This window comes from Aetokthonos hydrillicola CCALA 1050, from assembly GCF_017591665.1.
GTDB lineage: Bacteria > Cyanobacteriota > Cyanobacteriia > Cyanobacteriales > Nostocaceae > Aetokthonos > Aetokthonos hydrillicola.
In genome coordinates, this window is record NZ_JAAKGC010000096.1 from 1 (window position 1) to 24,257 (window position 24,257).

The following is a 24,257-nucleotide window of genomic DNA, read 5'->3' on the forward strand; positions in this document are numbered from 1 at the left end:
CTGAATACTACGCTTACAACCGAATCTTGATGACCCTTGAGGACAGCTAATTGTTTATGTTGACCGGATGTATCCCATAAGCGAGCAGTACCGTCAGCTCCAGCAGTAGCCAAAAGCTTACCATCTGGGCTGAATACTACGCTTACGACCGAACGTTGATCACCCTTGAGGACAGCTAATTGTTGACCGGATGTATTCCATAAGCGAGCAGTACCGTCAGTTCCACTAGTAGCCAAAAGCTTACTATCTGGGCTTGGGCTAAATACTACGCTATTGACCAAACCTTGATGACCCTTGAGGACAGCTAATTGTTTATGTTGACCGGATGTATCCCATAAACGAGCAGTACCATCAGTTCCACTAGTAGCCAAAAGCTTACTATCTGGACTGAATACTACCCTATTGAACACTACCCTATTGACCGAACGTTGATCACCCTTGAGGACAGCTAATTGTTGACCGGATGTATCCCATAAGCGAGCAGTAGCGCCAATTCCAGCAGTAGCCAAAAGCTTACCATCTGGGCTGAATACTACGCTATCGAGCGAATCTTGATAGACCTTGAAGACAACTAATTGTTTATGTTGACCGGATGTATCCCATAAGCGAACAGTACCATCAGATCCACCAGTAGCCAAAAGCTTACCATCTGGGCTGAATACTACGCTATTGACCGAACGTTGATCACCGTTAAGGAGAGCTAATGGTTGACCGGATATATCCCATAAGCGAGCAGTACCGTCAGATCCACCAGTAGCCAAAAGCTTACCATTTGGGCTGAATACTACACTATTAACCCTATTTTGATGATCTTCTAAACGGTTAAGTTCCCATCCTGCATCATATATCGTCTGAGAAAGTTCACCTAGAACTTGATTTTCTAACCCAATCTCTGGGAGGATAGCTTGCCACCAAGAATGCTTTAGTATTTTCCCTGCCGTTAAGCTTGCTATTCTTGCTTCTAATCCATGGCTTGAATTCAAATTCGCCTCTGAGGACTGTAACAGAGTTTGAATTTGCTGAATCTCTGCTTGCCTCCACTGGTATCCAGCAAAGATGGCAAATACTAATACAATGACAGAAGCACCAAAGGTCACTCTAGTCGTTCTCTGAGCAGCTTTGCGTCTAGCCTCTGATTCTTGTGCTATTTTTCGTGCTGTTTCTAACTCTTGTTGTCTGCGTTCCTCTTCTTGTTGAAGCAGGCGATCGCGTAGTTCAATACTCTGTTGAATAAAGTTTTGCTCTGGTGGACTTAGCTCTTCTCTACGTTCCTTAAGTTTTTCTTCAGCCTCTCCTAAAGGTACACCACGCAACAATACCCCTTCATCTCGGTTTGTCTCTTCCCACTGATGTATAACTACCCTTAGTCGCTCTTGCCATGCTCTAAACAAACGGTCTTTTTTCATCCACTCTCGTAAAGTCAGCCATTCGCGGATCAGGGCTTCATGGACAACTTCCACTGTATCTACTGTATCTCCCCCGGATTTTTCATCACTTCCGGTGACAACCAAACGAGCTTTGTATCCTGCCAAATAACTCACCAGTTCCCAGTTCTCATCTCCAACTTCTGCACGGGTCGCGATGCGGCGAGTATCCTCCGTTCCTTCTCCTGGGCGTACTAATTGTACAAAAATTCGCTGTGCTTGTTTTTGCTCTTGTTCGTTTAATTGCTGATAAATTTGTTCAGCATGATTAGCCAAAGCTTTTTTCACACCCCCAATCTCGTCATAAGCTTGGTGAGTTAACCTGCGCTTTTGCTGCTTGTTCCAAAGTCGAGTCAGAGCAAATTCTAGTAATGGGAGATTCCCTGGTTCATTGCCAACATCATCTAAAATTCGTTCTGCCAAGTGTGCTTCTAATTGAACTTCTATTTTCTGCGCTGGTTGTTCAATTGGTCGAAGTAGTTCCTCTGGATTCATTGCACTTAACAGTTGCGGTGGAAACTGCTGTAATGCATCTCGAAAAGGACGATAGGCAAGCACAAAGCCATAAAAGTCAGCGCGTAAAGTAAAGACCAGTGTTAAAATTTTCTGATCAATAGCTTCAAGCATTAAATCAGCAAAGCGTTCTTGTTCTTCTTTCTGACGAACGGTGTAGAGTTCTTCAAATTGATCTACAAACAGCAGAAGACGCTTATCTGGGTTACGTTCTATGATGCGAGATGTTATCTGCTGCAAAGTAACTAAACCCTGCTGTATATCTTTATCTAGTCCAGCCGCAGATCGCAATTGTTGAATTTGATCAACTTCCGGTTCTAATTGACGAACTAACGCAGAAGCTAGCTGATAAAATGGTTGCTTCCCAGGACGAAATGATTCAATCAACCAGTTTTCTGTCATACGCAGATGAGGAATCAGCCCAGCGTACACGACAGAAGATTTCCCACTACCACTAGAACCAATCACTGCGACTAGGGGCTGTTTGTTAACTGCTTCTACTAAATCATTGACAAACTTTTCCCGTCCAAAAAAGAAGGCTGCATCTTCTTCACTAAATGCAGCTAATCCTTGATATGGGTTAGGCGGAATAATCTCTACTTCTGGCTGGGTGATACTAATTTGGTCTTTTTTAAAGAGAACCGGAGTCTGCTGCTCTGAATAATTTATTAAGATCGCACAAGCTAATTCATAAGCATCCTCTATATCTTGTCCAGCTGCTAGAGCATCATAAAATGCTACAGAAAAATCTTTTGCTACTTTATCCCCTACCGTTGTGTTCATGCCAATCACATAATTGACATGTTGGCTAATAGATTTTGCTTGCACCTCACTATAACAAGCAATAAGGAGTACGCACTGCACTCCATATTTAGCAAATACCTTAAACATGCTTGCCAATGCCAATGCGTTAACTGCAACTGGCTGGTCAGTTTCATCTTCTAAGACGATACCCTCTTCCCCAGTACCATGCCCGCTAAAGTGAACAATCTGGGGTTGGCAATCTAGGATAGCGCGGTAGAAATCACGTTGACGCACTGCCCACTTTTGTTCTAACCTGAACTGCTCTCGCTTAGAAGCTCGGCGTAATCCTTCGTCAATTTCCCGTACTTCTTCATCCAATCGTAACCTTGATGTACTTTTCGGATTCGCTGCCAAAATCAAAATTGTTTTCACACACGGGTTGTTACCATCAGAACTTTGCTGAAAGAGCATGAAATTCTAATATAGATTTATCTAAAAACAAATTAAAGATGGTTAAAGATGCTCCCAGCAAAATCGAACAGATACTTGCAGCTCGTTTATACAAACTGAAAAGCGTGCCAAGTGTAGTTGAGTGCCTAAATGATGATACCAGACAGCAGGGTGATTTGGCTATTGGGTAGTGTAAGATTTTTGAAGTACGCTTCCACAAAGCGATCGCCACCCTGAATTTTGATCCTGTTTCTATGCTTTTTGATCTGAAGTTCTCCCTTATCAATCTACTATACAGTCCTCTACGCCTTATGAGCGTTTATACCTGTACCGTTCCGGGAATTGCTTGAATTCGTTGAGTGTGGCGACGCTTTATGGTAAAACGTCCTAGTAACATCTTAGACATGTAGTCGATGATAATGGCATGACGGAACCCGAAACCAACGTTTCTGCGAATTATGACGAGTCTTGGAAAGTCGCCATTGAACAGTATTTTGAAGCATTCGTCGCGTTCTTCTTCCCTGAAGCACACTCTAGCATTGCATGGGAGAGGGGATACGAATTCCTTGACAAGGAGTTTAACCAGATCGTCCAGGATGCTGAAGTTGGGACACGCTTTGTCGATAAGCTTCTTAAAGTATGGCTTACCGAGGGGCAGGAGGCTTGGCTCCTCTTACATATCGAATTGCAAAGTCAGGTGGACAGCAGCTTTGCCGAGAGGATATTCATCTATAATTATAGGATTTATGACCGCTATGGCCGGGAAGTGGTGAGTCTGGCGGTTCTGGGAGATGAGCAACCGAACTGGCGACCCGCCGAATACTGCTACGGGCGCTGGGGAAGTGAGATGCGGCTGCGATTTCCCATAATTAAGCTGTTAGACTATAACTGGGAAACGCTGGAAACAAACGATAACCCGTTTGCGGTGGTAGTCATGGCACACCGTAAAACCCAAGCTACCACACAGTCTGCAAGAGAACGTCTGCAATGGAAGCTGCGTCTGATCAAAGGTCTTTACAGACGTGGGTACAGCCGACAGGATATCCTAGAAATATTCGGGATACTAGACAGGATGATGCGGTTGCCAGAACCACTTGAACTAACCTTTAGGGACGAAATACGAGAATTTGAGGAGGAAAACCAAATGCCATACATTAGCAGCATCGGGCGCATTGCGCGACAAGAAGGACAACACGAAAAGGCAAGAAATTTAATTCAAAGCCTTCTCAAGAGTCGATTTGGTGTTCTTGACGAGCAGCTTTCATCGATCATTGAGCCGCTAACACAAATGCCGGATGATGAAGTTGCCAGCCTTTTACTCACTTCTTCACGTGAGGATCTGGTAACACGTTTTGGACAAAGCACTCTGCATTAAGATCATTTTACAATTTTAAAAGTTTCTTTGTGGTTATCCTCGGAGAAAGAAGATTTACATTATGATTGATCATAAATTATTTGGCCCCTGGTAAGGTAATGATATTTACCATAATGTACATTATGCTAATAAGCTAATGTGTAATGTTTGGTTCTTAAACGAGATCATTATATAAAAATAAATATTAAGTTATAAACGCTTTTATTCATTTAAATGAAGGCGATCGCTCTTCCCGATTCTACCCTCCTTCATTCTTCTCAGGCACTATCTTGAATCAATCAAGTGATATCCTTGGTTTGTGATATCTAATAGCACTTCGTTCCAATTCATCGTGAAAGACTTGTTGCGACGCACAGCATTGACTTTTGAAAAGTATTGCCAATGATGGCCTGCTTGAGGTAGCCTTTTTGCACTTTTAGCAGCTACAACTCCTCTCATCTTGGAAATTTCGCATTCATAAATATACAGATATAGCGCAATATCCCTCATTAGTTATCACTAAAATAAAATTAAAAATAATATTAAATATTTTTCCTAGCCTATCATTCAAAGCCTAATAAATTATTAATAAATACCAAATATTTTTGATGAATTAAATAGCTTAAAAATAGCCTAAAATTGAAAATTTGAAAAGCTCGTTTCTTTTAGATATCATACAGCTTCAATTTAGATATATTAATGGTTGTATTGTGTCGAAAATATTTTCATCTTCTGGCCACAGCTTTAATCTAATTCTTCCGCCTGTCGCCCTTAGCACCGATCTGATTGAATCTTTACTGGATTCCCCTCGCCTTTCCAGGACCCGCATTCCAGTGATCGAAACAAGCATTCCTGCCGGTTTCCCTTCGCCAGCGGATGACTATACCGCAGCACGCCTTGATCTAAACCAAAAATTCCTAAAAAATCCCACTGCTTGCTTCTTTGCTCGCGTAACTGGCCGCTCAATGGAGGGGGCTGGAATTTTCGACGGCGACTACCTCCTCATTGATCGCAGTATCGAAGCCCGCCACAATGATATTGTAGTAGCTGTGATTGCTGGGGAGTTTACCGTAAAGCGCTTATTTCGCAGGAATGGCCGATGCGCATTAGTCCCAGAAAACCCTGAATTTCCAGAGATTGAGATTAGCCCAGAAGCAGATGATACCTGGATCTGGGGTGTGGTCACTAGCGTTCATCGTAGTGTGCGCGGCTAATGTTTGCCCTCATCGACTGCAACAGCTTCTATGCCTCGTGCGAGAGCGTTTTTAATCCATCCCTTAGGGGACGGCCAGTTGTCGTCCTTTCAAACAATGACGGCTGCGTAATCGCCAGGTCAAAAGAAGCCAAAAATTTACAGATTGCAATGGGCGCTCCCTTTTTTAAGGTACGGGAAATATGTCAGCGCCAAAAGGTGGCGGTATTTTCAAGTAACTACGAGCTATATGGAGATATGTCTGGCCGGGTCATGGAAACATTACGCGATTTTGGCTTCGACATGGAAGTTTATTCTATAGATGAGTGCTTTATCACGTTTCCCTCTTATTTATCAGTAGAGGATTTGAAAGCGATCGCCACCGAAATGAAGAACAGAGTTCATCGCTGGACAGGTATCCCAGTATCAGTTGGCGTCGGAAAAACAAAGACTTTGGCTAAAGTTGCTAATGAACACGCCAAGACGCACAATGGTGTTTGCATCCTTCATAACCCTGCTCAAATAACTGCCCTTCTACACGAAACGCCGGTTGGTGATGTGTGGGGGATTGGAAGACGGATAGGCGATCGCTTAAATGCAATGGGAGTTACCACCGCTGCCCAGTTCCGCTCTCTAGATAACCGGCAAGTTCGACAGCAGTTTAACGTTACCTTGCAGCGTACACATTACGAGCTACATGGCTTGTCATGCTTGCCCCTGGAAGACATTCAGCCCCGAAAAAATATCTGCTCCTCCCGTGCTTTCAGCCGTCCAGTTACTTTGATGAGTGAACTGGAAGAAGCTGTCAGTTTTTACACAAGCAGAGCAGCCGAGAAGCTCAGAAAGCAAAGCAGTGTGGCGCAGGCCGTCTCTGTTTTTATTCACAGCAACAGATTCATCAAACCGCAGTACTACAAGGAGGCTATTCTCCCGCTCCTCCAGCCCACAAACGATACCGTGGCACTGGTACGAGTGGCGCAGGCCGTACTACGTAAAATCTTCCACCCCGGCGTAAAATACCAAAAAGCGGGGATTCTCTTACTGGATTTGATACCTGAAAATCTGAATCGTCAGCCCCATCTGTTTTTAGCAGACTCCAGTCCAAAGCGTCGGGCGTTGATGGAAGCTGTAGACCAATTGAATTCAAGGTTTGGGAAAAATACCGTTTCACTTGCCAGCAGTGGAATTGAGCGATCCTGGGCTACAAAAGCCGATTTTCGATCTGAGCGATCGACGACGCGGTGGGACGAGATTTTGATCTGCAAATAAAAAATGGTTAGCACTGAGCGTGCTGACCTTTGAGACATGCTTGGCGACATCCTGGCCCACTAATTGTGTGAGATAAAGGTACAAAGCCAACCTTATTCCTATATTGCCCCGTATAACAGCTATGTGCCTGTTAGCCCTAGCCGTCACCAATGAATTTTAGAAGCCTGCTATCAAAAGCTGGAGCGGGACGAAGGCGAACTATAATTCAAGGCTCATCCTCTTCCATGACCGCCTCATAATCCTGCCCCCCATAAAAAATGCCGTGAATCATGACCCTATCGCCGCCAACGGAAAAGGCGATGGTGACACGGCGGGCAAAGCCGATAATCCGTAATCCTGGTCGCAGATCGTCGCGTTTGGTTCCCCGTTCGGGAAAAATAGAAAGGTTCTGGCAAAAGGTCACAATGCCGCTGATAAAGCGGTCTGCCCGTTCTTCCCCGCTACGGTCAGCAATGTAACTGTAGAGATCGCCAAGCTGTTGTTCTGCCCGTGGGGAGAAAAGAACGCGGTACTGCTTCATTAAGGTTACTCTCCGGTTGTGCGCTTGTGGTATTGTGACCGGATACGCGCCATAACCTGTTCAGCAGGCACGCCTATTGTTTCATCCGCCGCGCATTCGTCATAGCTTTTAACGACTTCCTCAAGGAGCCACTTTTCAAGGGCAGCGTCACGCGCCTGGAGGGTACGCAACCCATCCCGGATAACCTCGCTTTCGGTAGCATATTCGCCTGCCAGGACTTTAGCCTTGACCATTTCAATCATGTCATGGGGCAGAGTAATGGTGATGGCCTGGGTCTTTCTCATAAGAAATTCTCCTGTGTGAAGCCAGTTTAGCACAGTGTATGATTTAATCATACACTTTAAATCCGGTTTTCTTTAGTAAAGGGTGAGTGGGTAGGAACGCTAGTTCCCCCCTGGGACGCTGCGCGAACGCTTTCAAGGATAGCCCTTCTCTGGATTGATGCTTCTAACTGGGGAAACAAAGCTTCAAGCCAGAGAAAGGTAGCCGCGTCTGAATCTAACCCCCTCTTATTAGGAAGATTGCATCTTTAGGGGCAGTCATCGCTTAAAAAAGTTGTCGAGTAGATCCTTTATCGAAAAGAAAAGCGATCGCCTACTTTACTTCATCAATAGAATCAGCAAGTTATTTGTACGATAATAACTTGCTGATAAACTGAAAGTTAAGTTCTTAAATTAACTTTCAATAAAATTTTGCGCCGACGAGATTTTCTCGCATAATTGCTCAATCTCATCTGTAGTCAATTCTTGAGATTGATCGTAGAAATGCTCGTAAAACACTTCTTTAATATCAATTTCATCGACGTTGGCTTGCAGAAATCTTAATGCAACCGTGGTGATTGCAATTTCTCTTTCATTCAATTCCATCTCGAAACCCCAACTCAAAATATTTAGAATGAGCGTCATAACGGAAAACTGGTTAAGGCGATCTGCCCTTGGCAGCAGTGCTGAGTGCAAAGCACACGCTGCGCGAACGCGATCGCATTCACAAACGATGAAAGCGATCGCGCCAAACTATCTGTAAACAGACAGTAAATATTTAGTTCATAGCCTGAACAAGAGTTAAGGCTGCTTCAATTTCACGTTTTGCCTGAGGTAATAGCTTGAACATTTCGTCCAAAAGCTCTTCCTCATTCTTATTTGCGAGCTTGAAGTCTTTATGAATGATGGTCACTTCCTTTAGGAGAGTAACCATTTTCCGTAATTGAACTTTTTCAAGGGTTTCAATGGAATTTTTCAACTTGAGCATTTCAATGTGTTCGCGATCGCTCTGTGCAAGAGCTTTCCAAACAGCTTTTTTGAAATTACTTGTCCAATTGTTTGTTACTTCCAGTATATCTTTCCATTCGCCCGTTAAAGCTATTTTACGAAGTTCTTTTAAACCAGAGTCTAAACGCTCTTCGTAAGAGACAAGGACAAGATTGTCATTAGCAGGTATGGGGGGAAATTTTTCTGAAAGACGCTGCAAAACTACTTGAGAAATACCAAAAATTTTAAATCCCGTACAAGTATCGTATGATAATTGACTGAACTCACATTCTTGATTTTTCAACCATGTTGCAGTTGGTTGAGCTACGTTGGTATCGACTCTCAGTTCATATTCTTGATCTGAGAATTGAACGAATGTAGTTTTAAACATTATATTCTCCTTAAAACAATGTTAATTGTTTGGCGAAAATTTGTGATTTGTGTTCACGATGAAAGCAATCATGAGCAACAGATAAGCTGACATTCATTTCGCTCCATGCTTGTGAAGGGGGAGCAACAAATTCACCTTTCTGTTCTTTTTCAATTTGGCGATCAATATACTTATTCAGATTCTCAGTTGCTTTTGAGAAGTGGTCATAAGCATCAAATGCCAAATTATTTAACTTTTCTGATGTTCGCTTTTTGGTTTTAGTATCGGAGCGCACCCATATGATGGAATGCCAAGTCCGGTAATACTGATCCATTAAGCAAATAGCATCAGAAAGATTTTGTTTTGCAAGATCAAGAGACTGATCTTCAAGATTTAACGAAAGCAGCTTGTCTAAAGCACAGGACATAGAACAAGCCGCTCCATTTAACGTCTGTGCCTTGTGATACATTTAGACTTCGTTTAGAACTTGATTGGCGACTTCCAAAATGACCGCATAATTTGTCGAGATGCGATCGCTTACAATACCGCACAAAAACTCCTTTCCAATCCCACGACCACTCAACTTTGTACCAGATGAAAGAATGCCCTTCTCTCGAAGCTTCGATGCGAGTTTCCTAATTTGCACCAAATTCAAGATTTTAATTTTTTCGCTCAATAAATCATTTGGATCTATACTTTCAATTGTACGGGTATCGTTCCCTCGATTAACTTGTACAACATCGGTATTTTGAAGCATGTCTGAGGAAGGATTAAATTTCTTTCTTGACGCTTCACTCGGAGTAATTAGCCAAGCGTAAAAACAGAAAAAGAAAATGAAAAGGACAACAGATAATGCGAAATCCTGCATGAGTCGTCTCCTAATTTATTGAAAACACAAAAATGTTTAATGAATCCGTTTGAATGAAGAGACAAACGGATGTACGCAATGCGAACTATGAGCGCACGTTATGCGATAATTTTTATGGAATTTCAATATATTTAAAAAATTTTATATTGCCTAATGATTAAGCTTATATGAGATGCTTACCTGATTGAAATGCAGCTTGATGCTTTGGGACTGGCAACAGAAGTTTCATCGGCGAGTTAGCAAGGTCAGGCGATCGCACCACTCATTTCAGGCTGAACATCGTTAGTACGAGCTTTTGGTGGATAAGCACCATATACATAGAGACCTTTCCGCCCCAGTAGAAAATCGATTAGTTTTTGGCCTGAAACGATATCTACATTCTCTGCGAGGGCTGCGGCTTTCCGAAAGTCCTCGCTAGCTTTACCAGTATGGAACAAAAATCCCTTAGCTGCATGATGCCACTTCGAGGCTTCAACCAAGTGCAGTATGTGTTCAGGGTTAGCTTCAGCACCATACAATTTAGCCTGGACTACATAGAATCTACCCAAATAAGAGAAACAGCCATCAATACCGTTATCTTTAGTAAAGCCTTTTTTCGGGAGTACGCAGTATCCAAACTTCTTACAGCAATTCAAAAGAATTTCTTCAAACAAAAATGGATTAAACAGTCTCAATTGGGAAATAATAACTCTCAATTCGTTTTCTGGTGGAGGAGGATTTTTACGTAGGTTATTGATGAATCGCCAAGCTTCACTGTCAGCGAATTTTTGGGTAGGAACAGCGTAAGCTAATTTATTACTCATTTTAATAACCGAATTGATGTAAGTTTTTAAGGTTTCAAACTCAATTTAATTGCCTTTCAAAACTCTTTAGTTTGATTAGATCTCTATTGCAACGTGTTTGCCTTTAATTATTCCTTATTTTTAAGTTTTGTGTATCATTTATATCATACGTTCAAATTGAATATCAGCGATAAGGTTGGCGATCGCGTAGCGTGTCCGCAGGATTCAGATCTACAGCCACAAACTTAAAAAAATTCTTCCTGTAATTTTAAAGGCTTTTCTTGCGGGACTTCATCTCCACAAAAAAAGTGAATTTAACCCAACTCAATATGCTCCTATCGCTTAATGCCTAGGTCGCGGTCTAGTGCAAGGACAAGCCCTACGGGTGAGCGAGAGGTATCCCCACGCTTCCTCCACTTCGTTCCGTGCAGCGTGGGCGATTCCCCTCCCCTCGCCCATCCTTGCACTAGCCCTTTCCGACCCAGGCGAGCACAAAAAGCATGAGCGGTGCTCAAGAGAAAAAATTGAAAGGAATGAAAATGAAATTATCTGATAAAGCCAGCAATTTATTGCTTGAACTTAGAAATTTTACTGGGAGTGAAACCCTATTTTATATTCCACCTTTTAAGACTTTTAATTACACAGAGGGTGTTCGATATCTTGCTCAAGAAGCAGGAGCATATTGGCTAATACAACTTATTGCGGGATTCCAAAAAGATAAGCGTTTGAAGGCGAAATGGGAAATTCTTCTGGATTTTCAATTGTGGAAGCTCACGGTGAACGAGGATAAAACAGCTGTTTTGTGCTGTGAAGACGGGAATTATAACGTCATATTAAGTCATAAGATCGAGTATACTAATTTCCCCCTCTCGGAAATTGAACTATTTTGCGAAAATCAAGTCCTTCTTCTTCCTACCGAACACTGACCCACCTGGGCTGGTCAACCCAGCCCTTCTTTTTCCACATTATTGAAAGTTTAATTATGAACAGGAAAAGATTAATAAGCACTGAGCAGTGGAATCGCCCAGGTGATAATTCCCCTATGACATCAAAGGTTTGGAAAAGCGATGGAGGCGTGATTTACGATATGTTTTTGAAAGACGAATTAATTCAAAGCACCTTTTCCCCACGACCTTACAAATTAGGTCAAGCCTGCGATGGAACAATAGACACTTGTACGATCGCTTTACTCATCTCGTATTGCCGAGATAAAAAAATTGATCTTCAAGCGCTTCTAAATCTATGTTATCCGAATGATAATTGGAGCTATTTTACGAAAGATTACCAGAATAACAAACTTACACTGGCTCACGAAGAGGGTTTAAACATCCCTTTAAATTGGAATTCAACTGCATTTGATGGTTTGTCTGATTCCCTTACTGAAATCAACTGGCACTCAGCAGTCGGAGCATTAGAAATGCTGAATTCAGCTAGAAAAACTTGAGATTTTCAACAAATAAGATTTTCAAACGTGAAATAAAATTTATGAATCAATTAAACCAAACTTGGGGAATATCTAAGGTAGCTGCTCCTGAGAGTTTAGCCACAATACTCACAAAGATTTCGTGGAAAAAGTGTCGGGGTTTTCAACTAGGGCATATTCATTTCCTAAACATCTCAACACGCTCAGATTGGGTGCAAGAGTATGCAGTTGTAGCTCCTTGGGGCAGTTTGCAGCTTCACATAGAATCACTTCAATTTAGCTTGAGTGACGAAGATTTAGAACTTAATACTGGCGGAACAGTTCATACAAAAGAAGAACTCGATAAAGTTAGGGCAATGATTGATAATTAACCAAATGCCTAAATAATGTTAGCTGTATGGTCGATAAAAATTCTGTAGAATATTACAATTTAAAACAAAACGTTTATGATTTTCTTATATCAATTGGAATTGAAATTGAAATACAAGAATCTACCAAAGGATTCTTTGATCATATTCATATTGAGGATGGGAGATTGATCGTTGATAAAAATGCTTCAATCAATGATATCCTACACGAGGCAGGACATTTAGCTGTGTTGCCGGGACGCTTCAGGAAGTATGCAAGTGGCAATATTAGTGGTGCCATCAAAAGAATGCTTGAAGAAATTGATTTCTCTAATCCCGATGCACCGGAGGCAAGGGCGGCGATCCAATGTGGGGACGTAGAAGCGACTGCTTGGGCTTGGGCAGCGGGAATGCATTTAGAATTACCCCCTGAAATAGTAATAGAAGATGCTGATTATGATCATGAAGGTGAGGAAATGAGGCTTACCTTAAATAGCAATTCATTCTTTGGAATTAATGGGCTAGCTGCTGCTGGTTTTTGTGTTACGAATAAAGCATTTTCAGCGCTCACTGGCAAACCAGTTTACCCAAATTTAGCAATGTGGCTGCAGAATTAACTTGATAGAAATATTTATCAAGGACGCCATCGATTGCAAGAGTATCATCGTAGACACTATAAAACATCGCCGATCATTTAACTGATTGACGAGGGGACGACTGGCAGCGATCGCTTTTTTACGCTTAGAGAGCGAATCCCTTCACCACAAAACCAGAGAAATTAAACCCTCCTAAAATCAACCCCCTATCACGCTATGCCTGAGTCGCGGGCTGGTGCAAGGACACGCCCTGCGGGTGCACGAGGGTCTCCCCAATTTTTTGCTTTCATAATGTAGCGAAATCTCCTTCGCAAAAAACTGGGAGATACCCCTCCCCCGCGCATCCTTGCACCAACCCTTGCTCGACTCAGGCGCACAGAAAGCATGAGCTGCGCTCAATGAGAAAAAGTGAAAGGAATCAGTCATGCTTGAATCTGCAAAAAAATCCGATATTTATACTTTTATAACTCAACAAATTATAGATACCTTAGAACAAGGTGTTAGACCCTGGGAAAAGCCGTGGAAATCTGGATCTATAACCCAACCTCTTCGGGGTAACGGAAAGCCATACACAGGAATCAATGTCCTTCTCTTATGGATGGTAACATTTGAAGCTGGGTATGTTAGCGATCGCTGGCTAACTTACAAACAAGCTCACGAGTTAGGGGGGCAAGTCCGTAAAGGGGAAAAGGGGGCAACGGTCGTGTATGCCAACGGCTTCACCAAGAAAGAGACAGCCGAGGATGGGGAAGAATTTGAGCAAGAAATATATTTTCTTAAAGGCTATACCGTCTTTAATGTGGAGCAAATCACTGACTTACCTGAAGAATACTACAGTAAGCCCACCCCGCGACCTGAACCTTTTGAGCGCATAGAAAAGGCGGAATTATTTTTCGCTACTATACCCGCAGAGATTAGGCACGGTGGCGATCGCGCCTACTACTCTAATAGTCAAAACTATATCAAACTACCTGCTTTTGAATCTTTCCGGGATGCAGAAAGCTATTATGCAACATTAGGACATGAGCTTGTGCACTGGACTAAACACGAATCCAGGTTGAACCGTGATTTTAAAAGCAAATCATGGGGAGACAAGGAATATGCACGTGAAGAACTTGTAGCTGAACTTGGCGCAGCTTTTTTATGTACAGATTTAGGTTTAACGCCAGCGATCCGCGACGACCACGCTTCATATATAGAGAGCTGGTTGAAGGTATTGAAGGAGGATAAGCGAGCTATTTTTTCAGCAGCTTCCCATGCACAGCGAGCTATCGATTTTATCAAAGGATTCAATAAAACCTCTACAGAACTGGAATAGTTATTTTCCCTGCCGTCATCAAGGCGGCAGTTTTCTTTGCTATTCAACCTCATTTTGTGAAATTGAATTATAACAATAGGGGAAATTTTTCTGTACTTCAGTAACCACAAACCGAGAAAAATAAATCCTCTCATTAATATATTAACTATCGTTGAATGCCTGAGTCGCGGGATTTGTCAAGGACAAGCCCAGAGGGTGCGCGGGGGTCTCCCCAATTTTTTGCTTTCCGAAGGTGACGAACTCTCCTTAGCAAAAAATCGGGTGATACCCCTCCCCCCGCGCATCCTTGACCAATCCCTGAATCGACCCAGGCAGCACAAAAAGCATGAGCGATGCTCAAGAGAGAAAAAAGAAAGGGTATAAATTATGAATAACAATCATGAATTGAATCTATTAAAATTAGCAACTGAGATCGCTACACACTTGGAAGGGTTCACAGCCGGACAAGAAGATTATGGTCCGGTTGTAATTCGACATTCTGACGGTCGACGTCTAAACTTTAGCTACACCCTGTACGACCAAAAAATAAATATCTACGGCAGATATGGAAAAGATTTTTATGGTCAGTGGGCTACTCCTGTGAGATTTGGCATTGTGAAAAATAATAAAAAAGCCAAAGATAAGATTCATGTTTCTTCAAACAGAACAGTAAAAGCGATCGCCAAGGATATCAAGCGCCGACTGCTTCCCCACTACTCTCAATACTTTTTTAAGATAGCCGAGCACGTCGCCCAACAGCGCGAGGAAAACTCATGGGTAAATAAAAGAATTTTAGAGGTTTCAGAAAAACTAGGCAGTAGATCTGTAAAAGGTCAATCGGACTATATCAAGACTGCTTATTTCTCTTTTGAATCTATTCTTCGGGGAAAAATTCAAACTTCAAACGGTGAAGATTACACTATCGAACTAAGTGGAGTTCCTCATTCTGTTGCATTAGAAATGGCGCGTCTTCTACAAAATTATAAGAAATAAAATCAATAATTTTACATTCCTATAGGGCTACAACAAACAGTAGCCCTACATTATCCCCTTAAAACGTAAATCACTAACCAACAGAAATTTCAAAAATGAGCAACTCAATTATCGCAACTAGGCGGTCACAATTAGAAAGTGCCGTTGGTATTTTAATACATAATTTTTCTAAGCAAGATCCATTATTGCTTGCCCAAGAGATAACAACCTATTTTATAGAACAATTTCATGATCCGGATAGGGCGATCGCTAATCCTTGGTGCATTGAAGATGTCAAACTTGTTAGGGAAGAGTTGACTGATGTACAAGCTTATGAAGTTTTGCAAGAAGTAATCTTCAACTATGATGCTGTAATTGGAATTAATTGGGATGTAATTGCGTCCGAAACTGAAGAACTTTTCCCCTCAAAACCTGTATTCAAACTGTCTACCTGATTAATTTGGGGCGGTCACAAGTACCCGCCCCTTGTTCTTCGAGAGCGAATCCCCTAACCACAATCCTTGAGAACTTTCCTCTCTCTGCACTAAACCTCCCTTTGTGGAGGGCCTGAGTCGCGGGATTGGTCAAGGACTCGCCCTTCGGGTGCGCGGCGGTATCCCCAATTTTTTGCTTTCATAAATTAACAAAGTTCAGTGTGCAAAAAATTGGGTGATACCCCTCCCCCGCGCATCCTTGACCAATTCCCTCAATCGACCCAGGCAGCACAAAAAGCATGAGCGATGCTCAAGAGAGAAAAATGAAAGGAATCTACAATGCTACACGATAAAAGAGCTTGGACGTTGACAGAAATCGTAACCCCAGAAGATTTAGCAAAAAAACTTACATCTTCTACCTGGACAGGCTGCACAGGTTTTACTTTGGGTAAGTTATTGTTCCTGAATGATGCTACTAGCGCAGATGGAGCACAAGAATACGCTGTAGTTATCAAAGATAAAGAAGGGAAATTTCTACAAATAGAATCAATAACGTTTAGCTGGTGCAGTTATGATCGCGCCTTAGAGATGATTACTGCCCTACTAGAAAATAGCACCAGTATTGCTATCGGGGAAAACATTCCTTCTTGGTCTACGCAAGTTTCACCTCGCATCGAACCTTCAAAAGAGCATCAGTGTTCTTGGTGCGCATGATTTTTCAAGGACTACCTTGTTAAAAGGTAGTCCATTCTTCCCTTCAACATCTTTATAGAGAAAATGTTATGGATTATATTTTTCATAAGGAAAGATACAAAGATTATTGCATAGAAATTGTCCAGGACGATGACCCTTTATGCTCTAGGGATTGGGATAACTTAGGGACGATGGTTTGCTGGCATAAAAATTTCGATCTGGGTGATGGATTGCCCGAGAAAATGAAGAAGCGTTTCAAGCTATTGGAATCTCGAGACGGATCATCTGACCTTGACCTGTTCCGTAAATGGAAAGCTCTTCATAAAAATAGTTTAGTTGTCATGCCGGTATATTTGTATAATCATAGCGGTTTAACAATCAGTACAAAACCCTTTCATTGTCCTTGGGATTCTGGGCAAGTTGGATGGATATATGCTTCACATGACAGAATCAAACAAGAATTGAATGTTGAAACCATAACAAATGAGATTTTGGATTCGACTAAAGAAATTTTGTTAAAAGAAGTCGAAACTTATGATCAGTATTTACGAGGGGAAGTTTATGGGTATGTGGTTAAAGACCATAAGCAAAAACTAATTGATAGCTGTATGAACTTTTACGGTGATTGGGAGAGCGATTGTTTGCCAGAAGCACGACGAGCTTGTGATTCTCTAGAGAAAAAACAATTACCACTTCTGTTTCTACCAAACTAACACCCATTGAGTAACTATCTACAAAAAGTGTAATCAACGAGGGGGTGCGATCGCTTACAACGAATCCCCTCCTCTCTCCTTGCATCAAATTATGCCCTTCTCGTAACCACAAACTGAGAAGAATAATCCTTCAAGCAATTACCATCTATCGCATCTGTCTAGGTCAATCCATGCGATCGCTTTACCAAGATTGATGCTCATTGAGAAAAAATGAAAGGAATCAACTATGAATTTCAATATTTACCGCCTCATTGCATACCCTGCGTGTATGGTAGGCACGCCATGTACTATCACGTTGCAAGAAAACTCTAATTTTGAAAGTTGCCAAGCACAAGCAGATAAAATTATTCAGGACATAGCTGAATCATTATTTTATAACCTAAAAATTTATGTGATTAGAGGTCTCAAAGCAAAAAAATATGAATTTTCTAACGGTTCTTTTTTATTAATAGCTCCGTACTTTAAATAGTAACAAGGTTTTACCGAATTGAAATTTACTAAATGTTGCGATCGCCCCAACCTTAGCCTTACTCCTAAAGAATAATCACAATCTTTGAGCATAAAAGAATACCGAATAATTTATAACATTGATTGAAAACGCTTAACGCCCACTTTGTAATTCAAAGGAACATATCATGAGAATTGTCTATAAACCTTTATCAGTTGAAATATTTCTAGTTAGTGGTGATCCTGAAGGAATGCTTACCGCCACTATTCCATTTCAATGGACTGGTCATGTTTTGGTTTTTAAAAGACCTCAATTAGAAAAAGCTCTAGCCAGGGAGGAAGCGCAAAAACCTGGATTTTACCTTTTAATTGGAGAGGACGTACAGGGAACAAAGTTTCATATTTGTGAAAGTCATGAATTTAAAGAACAAGAGTATAGAAAAACTTGGTGGTCAACCGTAATCTTTATTACAAGTGTAGCAGATTCTTTAACAAATGATCATATTCAATACTTAAAAGTGCAGATAATTAAAAAAGTAATAAAAGCTAACAAAATTCTTTTATTAGATAATCATAAGGCTAATTCTCTAGCAATAAATAACCCATCCGTAATACTTAGTGAAGGGACAACCGTTTACATGGAAGATTTTTTAAACAAAATTCTTGTAGTGCTTTCTGTATTAAATTTCAAAATATTTTGAAGTAATACTTCAAGAAAATTGCCATCATCACAACCAAAGCTCTTATGCTATCCTATTGCATACTAAGGAATTAGTATGTTGCTAAAAAACTCTATCTCCCCCATTCCACAGAAAAATTATTTTAAAGTTTGGTTCAGTGCTCAGGGAGAATTTACCACTGGAATTGTTTTAAATAAATCTGAACATGGAAGGATGACTATTAGGGAACTAATGACTCAATTTAACGTATCCGAAACTCCTAAAATGAAACGCTTCTACCGTAGCAGATTTTTAAAAACTCAGCACTAAGCGATCGCAGCCACTCTGGATGATATCGAATTCAGCGCACGGGTAAATATTCAATCCTTGTAACCACAATGTTAAAGAAATTGACCCATTGTATTTTCCTGATCTTGCTTGAACAATAAGCCCTAAGACGGTAATTCTATAAATAAATCATCCGATAATAACGCATTAATAACATTAATTCTATTAAATTTTAATCAGGAATTAAACTAATGACTAGGCGAAAACGAGTAATAAACACTACTAATTATCCTGTGATGAGAGCAAAGTGCCAGACCTGCCCTTTCCGACAAAGTGACGAAGGACGGCATCCATGTCCTGAGTTGGTAAGTCGAATACAGGTGCAAGCTATTATTGAGGCATCTCAAATCTGTCATCATCCTTTGCTATCAGGAAAAAAAGAAACACATATTTGTAGAGGAGCCAGGGATTTTCAATTGGAAATATTCTATCGCCTTGGAGTAATTGACTCGCCTACAGATGAAGCATGGAAGCAACATTCTTTAAAAAATAAGCGAACATAACCTATGTATCAGTTGCCTTGTAGGTTCAACATGGTGACAAACTTTAAGCTAATGGGAATAAAAAAAGATTCATTCCCTTAATTTCTAAAAAAATAATAAAAAGCAATCTTGGTTGTACAACCAAGCGATCGCAGCAAGAGGGAACGATGGAGAGCGTAACCCCTACACTTGAACAGTCGCAGGCACTGCAAATTGCATTTGACATCCTGAACTACTCTTTATTCGATAATACTTTGCCGAATTGCTTAATTACCCTGTCAGCAAGAGGGAAGTCCTCAGGCTATTTTACGCCTAAGCGCTGGAATAAAGCGGAGGCTGATTCACATGAAATTGCCCTAAATGCAGACCTTCTGGGGCAACAGCAGTTAATCTTTGAAGTCTTAGCCCGACAAATGGTAAGTCTTTGGCAGCACCAGTATGGCAGTCCCATGAGACCTGACTATTGCAATACCGAATGGGCTACTAAGATGGAAGAGATCGGCTTGATACCCAGCGATACAGGTCAACCTGGTGGAAAGAAGACTGGTTTTCGCGTCCAGCACTATGTTGATCCTACTGGCCGATTTAAACAGCTGATAATGAATATTCCAGATGATGCTTTCCCCTGGAAAACTATTGTGACTGGTATTCGCAAAGCAGCTAAGAAAACTCGCATTAAATATGTATGTCGTCGATGCGATATCAACGTTCAGGGGAAACCAGGATTGAAGATTATGTGCCACACCCATAATTGCAATTCATGGCTTATCCCGGAAGGTTCATCGGTCGAAGTTAAATCACCACTCAGCGAACTGGCTTTCTGATACTTGGGTTGACTTAAGAACCTTCGAGACCGTTGCATTTTGTTTTGGTTTGTCTGTTGGAACAATACTAGGGCGATCGCCTTTTGAATTGTTCCTCACCTCAACTTCTTGCTTGGTTGGAACCTGAATATCACCTGACAAGGCGGTTTCAATAGCTTTGGGCTTATTGTTTCCGGTCTTTTTATTCATTGCAGGTGTTGGTAATGGCAATGGCGACAGTCCAAATAAGGCGCGATCGCTGTTGTCGTTATACTGATTCAACATACCCCCTACCCCCGCCAGATATTGATCTTGACTGACTTTTCCTGAGTTGACCCAATGACGAAGCAGACGGCCCATGAGGATCAGTTTCTGGTTTCGCCGCTGTTTTGATAGTTCTGACAAGTCGATATCATCAGCAGTTAAATTGGGTAGTACCTTAACTGTGTTGTGATCATCAATTGGTGGAAGCCCGAAAAGTTCGCGATCGCTATTCCGTTTCAGATATTCGTTAAGCCCTTGCACATAATCTTCTTTTGAAATCGTTTCCCATTCCAACCACTTCAATAGAACATTACCCTCAATAATCAGCTTCTTGGCTTCACTTTCTCGATTGTCCAGGATGAGAGGAAGCCCGAACAATTCCCGCTCATGGTTTTGCTTCAGTTCCTGATCAAGGATTGCCAAGACCACTTTACGGAAGGCTTGCAGGTCTAAACCTTCATGGTGGGTTTCAGTCTCACTCAGTGCTAACAGCCGGAAAGCAACCTCGCCCAGCTTGTAGTTACGTTGATTGAGAACCTTTCGAGATACCGTGTTCTCCTGCTGCTTGATCAGTTCTAATCGTGCTTCGAGTTCTGCAACCTTTTTACTCTTCTGCTTTAGCTGCTTTACAGTCATTTGCCCCCCGGTGGTTTTTAATTTTCGTTAATTCCTTGGCAACCACAGCGCCCTATTCATGGTATTATAACGTAAGTATTTCTCAGTAGCGTCGGGCGGAGAAAGCGCGTCATTGCCCCTCCTAACTCTAGGTGCGCAGCGCCGGTAAGAGCGCAGTTACACATTCGACCGCTTCGCTTTGAATAAATGACCTCGCAAGCTCGCCCATTCATTCAATCGAATGTACCGCGCCAAAAGGGCTACGCCCCTCTGGACTCCCCAACCACGGCAAACCCTGCGGTCTTTTTGCCATATCTCCCCGCCACTTCGTTGTTTTCGGCTAATCGTGAGCATAGTCACTGACTTTCTGAAATCTTATCGAGACCGGCGATCGCTGAAACTAACAAGACTCGAAATAATAATTTTCAAATTTAATTGCAAAATAATTTGTATTTGTCCAGTGGTTGTGTTTATTACTTCAAAAAATAAATAATTAATGGAGAAGTTGTACGCAAGCGCTCATCGATTCCTTTGCAGAACACTTCAGATCCGGTAAAAGCTTTCTAAGAATTACCGATGCCAGAAAGTTTGCAGAAAATATAATTGGGGATGTTGCCCCAGGTACTAAATCAAGCAAAGATGTAGACGAAAGCGTTGAAGCCGCTCTGGTTCGTGTTGCCCAAGAAATCGTAAATGATTCGCCCAATCCGCAGGATACTTTCAAAAAGCTTGTTGAATTGCACGATCGCCAACCAGCCTTAAATGTTCGGTCTTCAACTAGTGTTGCCGAGCAAGCTTACAGTACTCCCCTCCCCCTCGCCTATCTCGCTACAGTCCTGGCTGGTGTCACTGTTGATAAAACTGTCTATGAACCGTCAGCGGGTCATGGTGCGCTTTTACTGGGAAGCGATCCAAATTTAGTAACAGTTAACGAGTTAAATTCTGACCGAGCGCAAGATCTGCAAAAACAAGGTTACGCTGTAACACTGAACGATGCGAGCCGGACTGTTCCTGAGAAATTACATGATATTGTCATCATGAATCCCCCGTTCGGTACGGTGAGTGATTCATCCGGCCAGAAACAACTATTCCAATTTGGTCAGTTCAAAACGACCCAAATAGATCATGCGATCGCCCTTAAAAACCTTGAGGCCATGAAGCCAGATGGAAGAGCAGTTCTCATTCTTGGTGGCAAGCTGGGAACTGATCAGGGTATGCGGAGCGATAAATATAATACCCGTGAGAGCAGAGGGTTTTATTACACGCTTTACCAGCAGTACAAAGTTGAAGACCATTTCACGGTAGCTGGTGACTTATATCGCAAGCAAGGCGCTGGATTCCCTATTGATATTATTCTGGTCAATGGCGTGGGTAAATCTGAGCGTTCCCTTCCAGCAAGTGATGTGCCGCGTATCTACAACAGCTTTGACGAGTTAGGGGAGTTTCTGGATGATTTTCTACGAAGAGAATCCGAACGTTTGGGCAGCACTCGAATACGAGAGAGTTCTGGCGGTACTAGTACCCAGCAAAGAAATGACCATAACCGAGAATCGTTACCTGGAACTTATGAGCAAACGGTTAGACTGGTTGATCCAGAAGTGGATCGAAGAAGCCGAGACGACAGGGGAGGCGACCCATCTTCTGCTGAAACAAAAACTGAAGACGTTCTCGATTTACAGCCACAGACCAAATTGGCCGACACAGCACAATTCGCAAGCGGATCTGAGCACATGGCGGAACCAATGGATAAAATTTATAGTGTTCGAGAGCCACATAATACAAACTTTACTGATGCATCAGGGGATAATGTTTCCAGTGACGGTAGAATCCAATCACGAGAGGATATTGGAGCTTCTGGCGATGTTCCAAACCCCAGACGTTCAGCCGAATCTGGAGGCATGGCTGGAGGAAGCGACTTACTATCTGCTCGCGTAGAGCATCCCAAGCAACTCCCTTACCAACCAAAAAGCCAAGGTCGTGCACTGGGAACATTAGTTCCTGCAAATATGCAGACCGGCTTAAATCAAGCTCTTTTGAAACTTGAACGGGCTGTTGGTTCACTGGATGAATACGTTGCAGATCGCTTAGACTACGGTTCTAAAGAAGAAGTCCACAAATACTTCAGTGCTGAGCAAGTTGATGCGATCGCCCTGGCCGTATCGAACCTGGAAAAGGGTTCTGGCTTTATCTTGGGTGATCAGACCGGCATAGGTAAGGGACGTGTCGTTGCAGCGATTATCCGCTACGGAAAAGTGACTGGGCGTGTCCCAATCTTCATTACCAAAAATTCTCCTTTATATGCGGACATGATTCGAGACCTGGGTGATATTGGAATGCCCGGATTTAGTCCGTTAGTAACAGATGAGAATTTAACTCTCCCGTTACCAGATGGGCGCGAATTGAAAACCAGATCCAAAACCCACCGCGAGGTGATCCAAGCTTTTCATGAGCAAGGGAATCTAGGTAACTACGACGCAATTTTTACCTCTTATACCCAGCTGCAAACCATTAAAGGCAAAGAGCCGCCACGCCGAGCTTTCTTAAGAACCTTTGCACCTAAGAGCTTGATTATTCTTGATGAAAGCCATGAAGCAGGCGGCAGCAGCAATCCAGAGAATTGGCGAACTTCCCCGGTGGCTAACCGGGCTGATTTTGCCAGAGAACTGATAGAGCGATCGCAAGGTGTTCTTTACTCCTCCGCAACATACGCCAAGAACCCACAGGTGATGGATCTCTATGCTCGTACAGATATGCGGCTAGCTCTCTCCAACATGGAGAACCTCACCGAGCTTCTGGCGTCTGGCGGTGTCCCATTGCAACAGACCTTAGCTTCAATGCTAACCGAAGCAGGGCAGTACATTCGTCGGGAGCGATCTTTTGAAGGCGTCAGTTTTGAGCCAATCGTTGTCCCGGTTAACCACGAAATAGCCGAGAATATATCCGCCATCATGTCGGAAATTATGCAGTTCGACCAAATGAAGGGCAAAGTCGTCGAACACATGGACAAGGATTTAAAATCTCAAGCAAAGAAAAGCTATGGGGATAACTCGACTGGAGGTGCTGGGGCAACAAGTACGAACTTTACAAGCATCATGCACAACGTCATAGACCAGATGTTGTTTGCCCTGAAAGCGGAGGAAACAGTTCAAAAAACATTGGAATTGTTGAAAAAGCCAAACCCAGAAAAACCCGTTCTTGCCTTATCGAACACGATGGGGAGTCTACTTGCTCGTCAAGCTCAAGACCAAAGTTTACAGCCAAGTGATAGGATGGATGTTGACTTTGGCACGCTGTTACATCGGTATCTAGAGCGAAGCCGTGATGTAATAATCGGCAGTCCTTATGGAGAAAAGAAAAGGCATTACTTAACAGATGATGAATTAGGCACGTAGTTTAAGTAATTGCTTGTGATTTAATTCAATGTTACGCTC

At 42.2% G+C, this 24,257-nt stretch carries 28 protein-coding genes; 18 read left to right on the plus strand and 10 right to left on the minus strand.

Annotation, left to right across the window (positions count from 1 at the left end):
- Positions 1-3,113, minus strand: a 3,113-nt coding sequence (locus G4P69_RS29875; protein ID WP_313890584.1) for an nSTAND1 domain-containing NTPase, incomplete at its 3' end; no start/stop codon positions are given.
- A 442-nt stretch (positions 3,114-3,555) separates the two neighbouring features.
- Between G4P69_RS29875 and G4P69_RS29880 the strand changes: the two genes are divergently transcribed.
- Complete coding sequence (locus G4P69_RS29880) at positions 3,556-4,506, plus strand: RpnC/YadD family protein (RefSeq protein WP_208343909.1); 951 nt, start codon at positions 3,556-3,558, stop codon at positions 4,504-4,506.
- 264 nt (positions 4,507-4,770) lie between these two features.
- Here G4P69_RS29880 and G4P69_RS29885 read toward each other — a convergent pair whose 3' ends face one another.
- The gene (locus tag G4P69_RS29885; RefSeq protein ID WP_208343910.1) at positions 4,771-4,944 is read right to left on the minus strand and encodes a hypothetical protein; all 174 of its coding nucleotides are present in this window, start codon (positions 4,942-4,944) and stop codon (positions 4,771-4,773) included.
- A gap of 374 nt (positions 4,945-5,318) precedes the next feature.
- Between G4P69_RS29885 and G4P69_RS29890 the strand changes: the two genes are divergently transcribed.
- Entirely contained in the window at positions 5,319-5,699 is a 381-nt protein-coding gene (locus G4P69_RS29890) for a LexA family protein (protein ID WP_310834264.1), read from the plus strand.
- Positions 5,699-6,946: a Y-family DNA polymerase gene (locus G4P69_RS29895; protein WP_208343911.1), complete on the plus strand. Its 1,248-nt coding sequence runs from the start codon at positions 5,699-5,701 to the stop codon at positions 6,944-6,946. The genes G4P69_RS29890 and G4P69_RS29895 overlap by 1 nt, the downstream gene beginning before the upstream one ends.
- A gap of 205 nt (positions 6,947-7,151) precedes the next feature.
- Here G4P69_RS29895 and G4P69_RS29900 read toward each other — a convergent pair whose 3' ends face one another.
- The 3 genes from G4P69_RS29900 to G4P69_RS29910 form a co-directional block, all read right to left on the minus strand.
- Positions 7,152-7,466 (minus strand): type II toxin-antitoxin system RelE/ParE family toxin, encoded by a 315-nt coding sequence (locus tag G4P69_RS29900; protein WP_208343912.1) that lies wholly within the window; start codon positions 7,464-7,466, stop codon positions 7,152-7,154.
- Positions 7,467-7,471: 5 nt separating this feature from the next.
- Positions 7,472-7,750 (minus strand): ribbon-helix-helix domain-containing protein, encoded by a 279-nt coding sequence (locus G4P69_RS29905; RefSeq protein WP_208343913.1) that lies wholly within the window; start codon positions 7,748-7,750, stop codon positions 7,472-7,474.
- A gap of 390 nt (positions 7,751-8,140) precedes the next feature.
- Entirely contained in the window at positions 8,141-8,332 is a 192-nt protein-coding gene (locus G4P69_RS29910; RefSeq protein WP_208353227.1) for a hypothetical protein, read from the minus strand.
- Between the two features lie 28 nt (positions 8,333-8,360).
- On the opposite strand from G4P69_RS29910, the gene G4P69_RS40105 reads away from it, so the two are divergent.
- Positions 8,361-8,489 (plus strand): hypothetical protein, encoded by a 129-nt coding sequence (locus tag G4P69_RS40105; RefSeq protein ID WP_279605297.1) that lies wholly within the window; start codon positions 8,361-8,363, stop codon positions 8,487-8,489.
- Between the two features lie 15 nt (positions 8,490-8,504).
- Here the strand turns inward: G4P69_RS40105 and G4P69_RS29915 are convergent, their stop codons facing one another.
- From G4P69_RS29915 to G4P69_RS29930, 4 genes are all read right to left on the minus strand, one after another.
- Positions 8,505-9,104 (minus strand): hypothetical protein, encoded by a 600-nt coding sequence (locus G4P69_RS29915; protein WP_208343915.1) that lies wholly within the window; start codon positions 9,102-9,104, stop codon positions 8,505-8,507.
- 10 nt (positions 9,105-9,114) lie between these two features.
- Positions 9,115-9,552 (minus strand): hypothetical protein, encoded by a 438-nt coding sequence (locus tag G4P69_RS29920; RefSeq protein ID WP_208343916.1) that lies wholly within the window; start codon positions 9,550-9,552, stop codon positions 9,115-9,117.
- Complete coding sequence (locus G4P69_RS29925; RefSeq protein ID WP_208343917.1) at positions 9,553-9,951, minus strand: hypothetical protein; 399 nt, start codon at positions 9,949-9,951, stop codon at positions 9,553-9,555.
- 245 nt (positions 9,952-10,196) lie between these two features.
- Positions 10,197-10,754 (minus strand): restriction endonuclease, encoded by a 558-nt coding sequence (locus G4P69_RS29930; RefSeq protein ID WP_208343918.1) that lies wholly within the window; start codon positions 10,752-10,754, stop codon positions 10,197-10,199.
- 518 nt (positions 10,755-11,272) lie between these two features.
- On the opposite strand from G4P69_RS29930, the gene G4P69_RS29935 reads away from it, so the two are divergent.
- From G4P69_RS29935 to G4P69_RS29995, 13 genes are all read left to right on the plus strand, one after another.
- Positions 11,273-11,659 (plus strand): DUF6876 family protein, encoded by a 387-nt coding sequence (locus G4P69_RS29935; protein ID WP_208343919.1) that lies wholly within the window; start codon positions 11,273-11,275, stop codon positions 11,657-11,659.
- 56 nt (positions 11,660-11,715) lie between these two features.
- Positions 11,716-12,177 carry a hypothetical protein gene (locus G4P69_RS29940; protein WP_208343920.1) on the plus strand — a complete coding sequence of 154 codons (462 nt, stop codon included), beginning with the start codon at positions 11,716-11,718 and terminating at the stop codon, positions 12,175-12,177.
- A gap of 41 nt (positions 12,178-12,218) precedes the next feature.
- On the plus strand, positions 12,219-12,527 hold the full coding sequence (locus G4P69_RS29945) for a hypothetical protein (protein WP_208343921.1): 309 nt from the start codon (positions 12,219-12,221) through the stop codon (positions 12,525-12,527).
- Between the two features lie 26 nt (positions 12,528-12,553).
- On the plus strand, positions 12,554-13,120 hold the full coding sequence (locus G4P69_RS29950) for a hypothetical protein (RefSeq protein ID WP_208343922.1): 567 nt from the start codon (positions 12,554-12,556) through the stop codon (positions 13,118-13,120).
- 403 nt (positions 13,121-13,523) lie between these two features.
- Positions 13,524-14,417: an ArdC family protein gene (locus G4P69_RS29955; protein WP_208343923.1), complete on the plus strand. Its 894-nt coding sequence runs from the start codon at positions 13,524-13,526 to the stop codon at positions 14,415-14,417.
- Between the two features lie 366 nt (positions 14,418-14,783).
- Complete coding sequence (locus tag G4P69_RS29960) at positions 14,784-15,389, plus strand: hypothetical protein (RefSeq protein ID WP_208343924.1); 606 nt, start codon at positions 14,784-14,786, stop codon at positions 15,387-15,389.
- 95 nt (positions 15,390-15,484) lie between these two features.
- A complete protein-coding gene (locus tag G4P69_RS29965) occupies positions 15,485-15,823 on the plus strand; it encodes a hypothetical protein (RefSeq protein WP_208343925.1) in 339 nt (112 codons plus the stop codon).
- Between the two features lie 318 nt (positions 15,824-16,141).
- A complete protein-coding gene (locus G4P69_RS29970) occupies positions 16,142-16,516 on the plus strand; it encodes a hypothetical protein (protein ID WP_208343926.1) in 375 nt (124 codons plus the stop codon).
- Between the two features lie 68 nt (positions 16,517-16,584).
- Positions 16,585-17,208, plus strand: coding sequence for a hypothetical protein (locus G4P69_RS29975; RefSeq protein WP_208343927.1), 624 nt, complete (start codon positions 16,585-16,587; stop codon positions 17,206-17,208).
- Positions 17,209-17,434: 226 nt separating this feature from the next.
- Positions 17,435-17,677, plus strand: coding sequence for a hypothetical protein (locus G4P69_RS29980; RefSeq protein WP_208343928.1), 243 nt, complete (start codon positions 17,435-17,437; stop codon positions 17,675-17,677).
- Positions 17,678-17,843: 166 nt separating this feature from the next.
- A complete protein-coding gene (locus G4P69_RS29985) occupies positions 17,844-18,356 on the plus strand; it encodes a GIY-YIG nuclease family protein (RefSeq protein ID WP_208343929.1) in 513 nt (170 codons plus the stop codon).
- Between the two features lie 497 nt (positions 18,357-18,853).
- Entirely contained in the window at positions 18,854-19,165 is a 312-nt protein-coding gene (locus tag G4P69_RS29990; protein ID WP_208343930.1) for a hypothetical protein, read from the plus strand.
- Positions 19,166-19,311: 146 nt separating this feature from the next.
- Complete coding sequence (locus G4P69_RS29995) at positions 19,312-19,968, plus strand: hypothetical protein (RefSeq protein ID WP_208353229.1); 657 nt, start codon at positions 19,312-19,314, stop codon at positions 19,966-19,968.
- Here G4P69_RS29995 and G4P69_RS30000 read toward each other — a convergent pair.
- The gene (locus tag G4P69_RS30000) at positions 19,942-20,847 is read right to left on the minus strand and encodes a hypothetical protein (protein ID WP_208353232.1); all 906 of its coding nucleotides are present in this window, start codon (positions 20,845-20,847) and stop codon (positions 19,942-19,944) included. The two genes, G4P69_RS29995 and G4P69_RS30000, sit on opposite strands and share 27 nt — an antisense overlap.
- A gap of 716 nt (positions 20,848-21,563) precedes the next feature.
- Between G4P69_RS30000 and G4P69_RS30005 the strand changes: the two genes are divergently transcribed.
- Complete coding sequence (locus G4P69_RS30005; RefSeq protein ID WP_208353235.1) at positions 21,564-24,218, plus strand: strawberry notch-like NTP hydrolase domain-containing protein; 2,655 nt, start codon at positions 21,564-21,566, stop codon at positions 24,216-24,218.
- The last annotated feature ends 39 nt before the right edge of the window (positions 24,219-24,257 follow it).

Bases quoted from the DNA above. Each gene is read 5' to 3' on its own strand.
- G4P69_RS29880 (WP_208343909.1), top strand. From the start codon at position 3,556: ATGACGGAACCCGAAACCAACGTTTCTGCGAATTATGACGAGTCTTGG.
- G4P69_RS29885 (WP_208343910.1), bottom strand. From the start codon at position 4,944: ATGAGAGGAGTTGTAGCTGCTAAAAGTGCAAAAAGGCTACCTCAAGCA.
- G4P69_RS29895 (WP_208343911.1), top strand. From the start codon at position 5,699: ATGTTTGCCCTCATCGACTGCAACAGCTTCTATGCCTCGTGCGAGAGC.
- G4P69_RS29900 (WP_208343912.1), bottom strand. From the start codon at position 7,466: ATGAAGCAGTACCGCGTTCTTTTCTCCCCACGGGCAGAACAACAGCTT.
- G4P69_RS29905 (WP_208343913.1), bottom strand. From the start codon at position 7,750: ATGAGAAAGACCCAGGCCATCACCATTACTCTGCCCCATGACATGATT.
- G4P69_RS29910 (WP_208353227.1), bottom strand. From the start codon at position 8,332: ATGGAATTGAATGAAAGAGAAATTGCAATCACCACGGTTGCATTAAGA.
- G4P69_RS40105 (WP_279605297.1), top strand. From the start codon at position 8,361: ATGAGCGTCATAACGGAAAACTGGTTAAGGCGATCTGCCCTTGGCAGC.
- G4P69_RS29915 (WP_208343915.1), bottom strand. From the start codon at position 9,104: ATGTTTAAAACTACATTCGTTCAATTCTCAGATCAAGAATATGAACTG.
- G4P69_RS29920 (WP_208343916.1), bottom strand. From the start codon at position 9,552: ATGTATCACAAGGCACAGACGTTAAATGGAGCGGCTTGTTCTATGTCC.
- G4P69_RS29925 (WP_208343917.1), bottom strand. From the start codon at position 9,951: ATGCAGGATTTCGCATTATCTGTTGTCCTTTTCATTTTCTTTTTCTGT.
- G4P69_RS29930 (WP_208343918.1), bottom strand. From the start codon at position 10,754: ATGAGTAATAAATTAGCTTACGCTGTTCCTACCCAAAAATTCGCTGAC.
- G4P69_RS29935 (WP_208343919.1), top strand. From the start codon at position 11,273: ATGAAATTATCTGATAAAGCCAGCAATTTATTGCTTGAACTTAGAAAT.
- G4P69_RS29940 (WP_208343920.1), top strand. From the start codon at position 11,716: ATGAACAGGAAAAGATTAATAAGCACTGAGCAGTGGAATCGCCCAGGT.
- G4P69_RS29945 (WP_208343921.1), top strand. From the start codon at position 12,219: ATGAATCAATTAAACCAAACTTGGGGAATATCTAAGGTAGCTGCTCCT.
- G4P69_RS29950 (WP_208343922.1), top strand. From the start codon at position 12,554: ATGGTCGATAAAAATTCTGTAGAATATTACAATTTAAAACAAAACGTT.
- G4P69_RS29955 (WP_208343923.1), top strand. From the start codon at position 13,524: ATGCTTGAATCTGCAAAAAAATCCGATATTTATACTTTTATAACTCAA.
- G4P69_RS29960 (WP_208343924.1), top strand. From the start codon at position 14,784: ATGAATAACAATCATGAATTGAATCTATTAAAATTAGCAACTGAGATC.
- G4P69_RS29965 (WP_208343925.1), top strand. From the start codon at position 15,485: ATGAGCAACTCAATTATCGCAACTAGGCGGTCACAATTAGAAAGTGCC.
- G4P69_RS29970 (WP_208343926.1), top strand. From the start codon at position 16,142: ATGCTACACGATAAAAGAGCTTGGACGTTGACAGAAATCGTAACCCCA.
- G4P69_RS29975 (WP_208343927.1), top strand. From the start codon at position 16,585: ATGGATTATATTTTTCATAAGGAAAGATACAAAGATTATTGCATAGAA.
- G4P69_RS29980 (WP_208343928.1), top strand. From the start codon at position 17,435: ATGAATTTCAATATTTACCGCCTCATTGCATACCCTGCGTGTATGGTA.
- G4P69_RS29985 (WP_208343929.1), top strand. From the start codon at position 17,844: ATGAGAATTGTCTATAAACCTTTATCAGTTGAAATATTTCTAGTTAGT.
- G4P69_RS29990 (WP_208343930.1), top strand. From the start codon at position 18,854: ATGACTAGGCGAAAACGAGTAATAAACACTACTAATTATCCTGTGATG.
- G4P69_RS29995 (WP_208353229.1), top strand. From the start codon at position 19,312: ATGGAGAGCGTAACCCCTACACTTGAACAGTCGCAGGCACTGCAAATT.
- G4P69_RS30000 (WP_208353232.1), bottom strand. From the start codon at position 20,847: ATGACTGTAAAGCAGCTAAAGCAGAAGAGTAAAAAGGTTGCAGAACTC.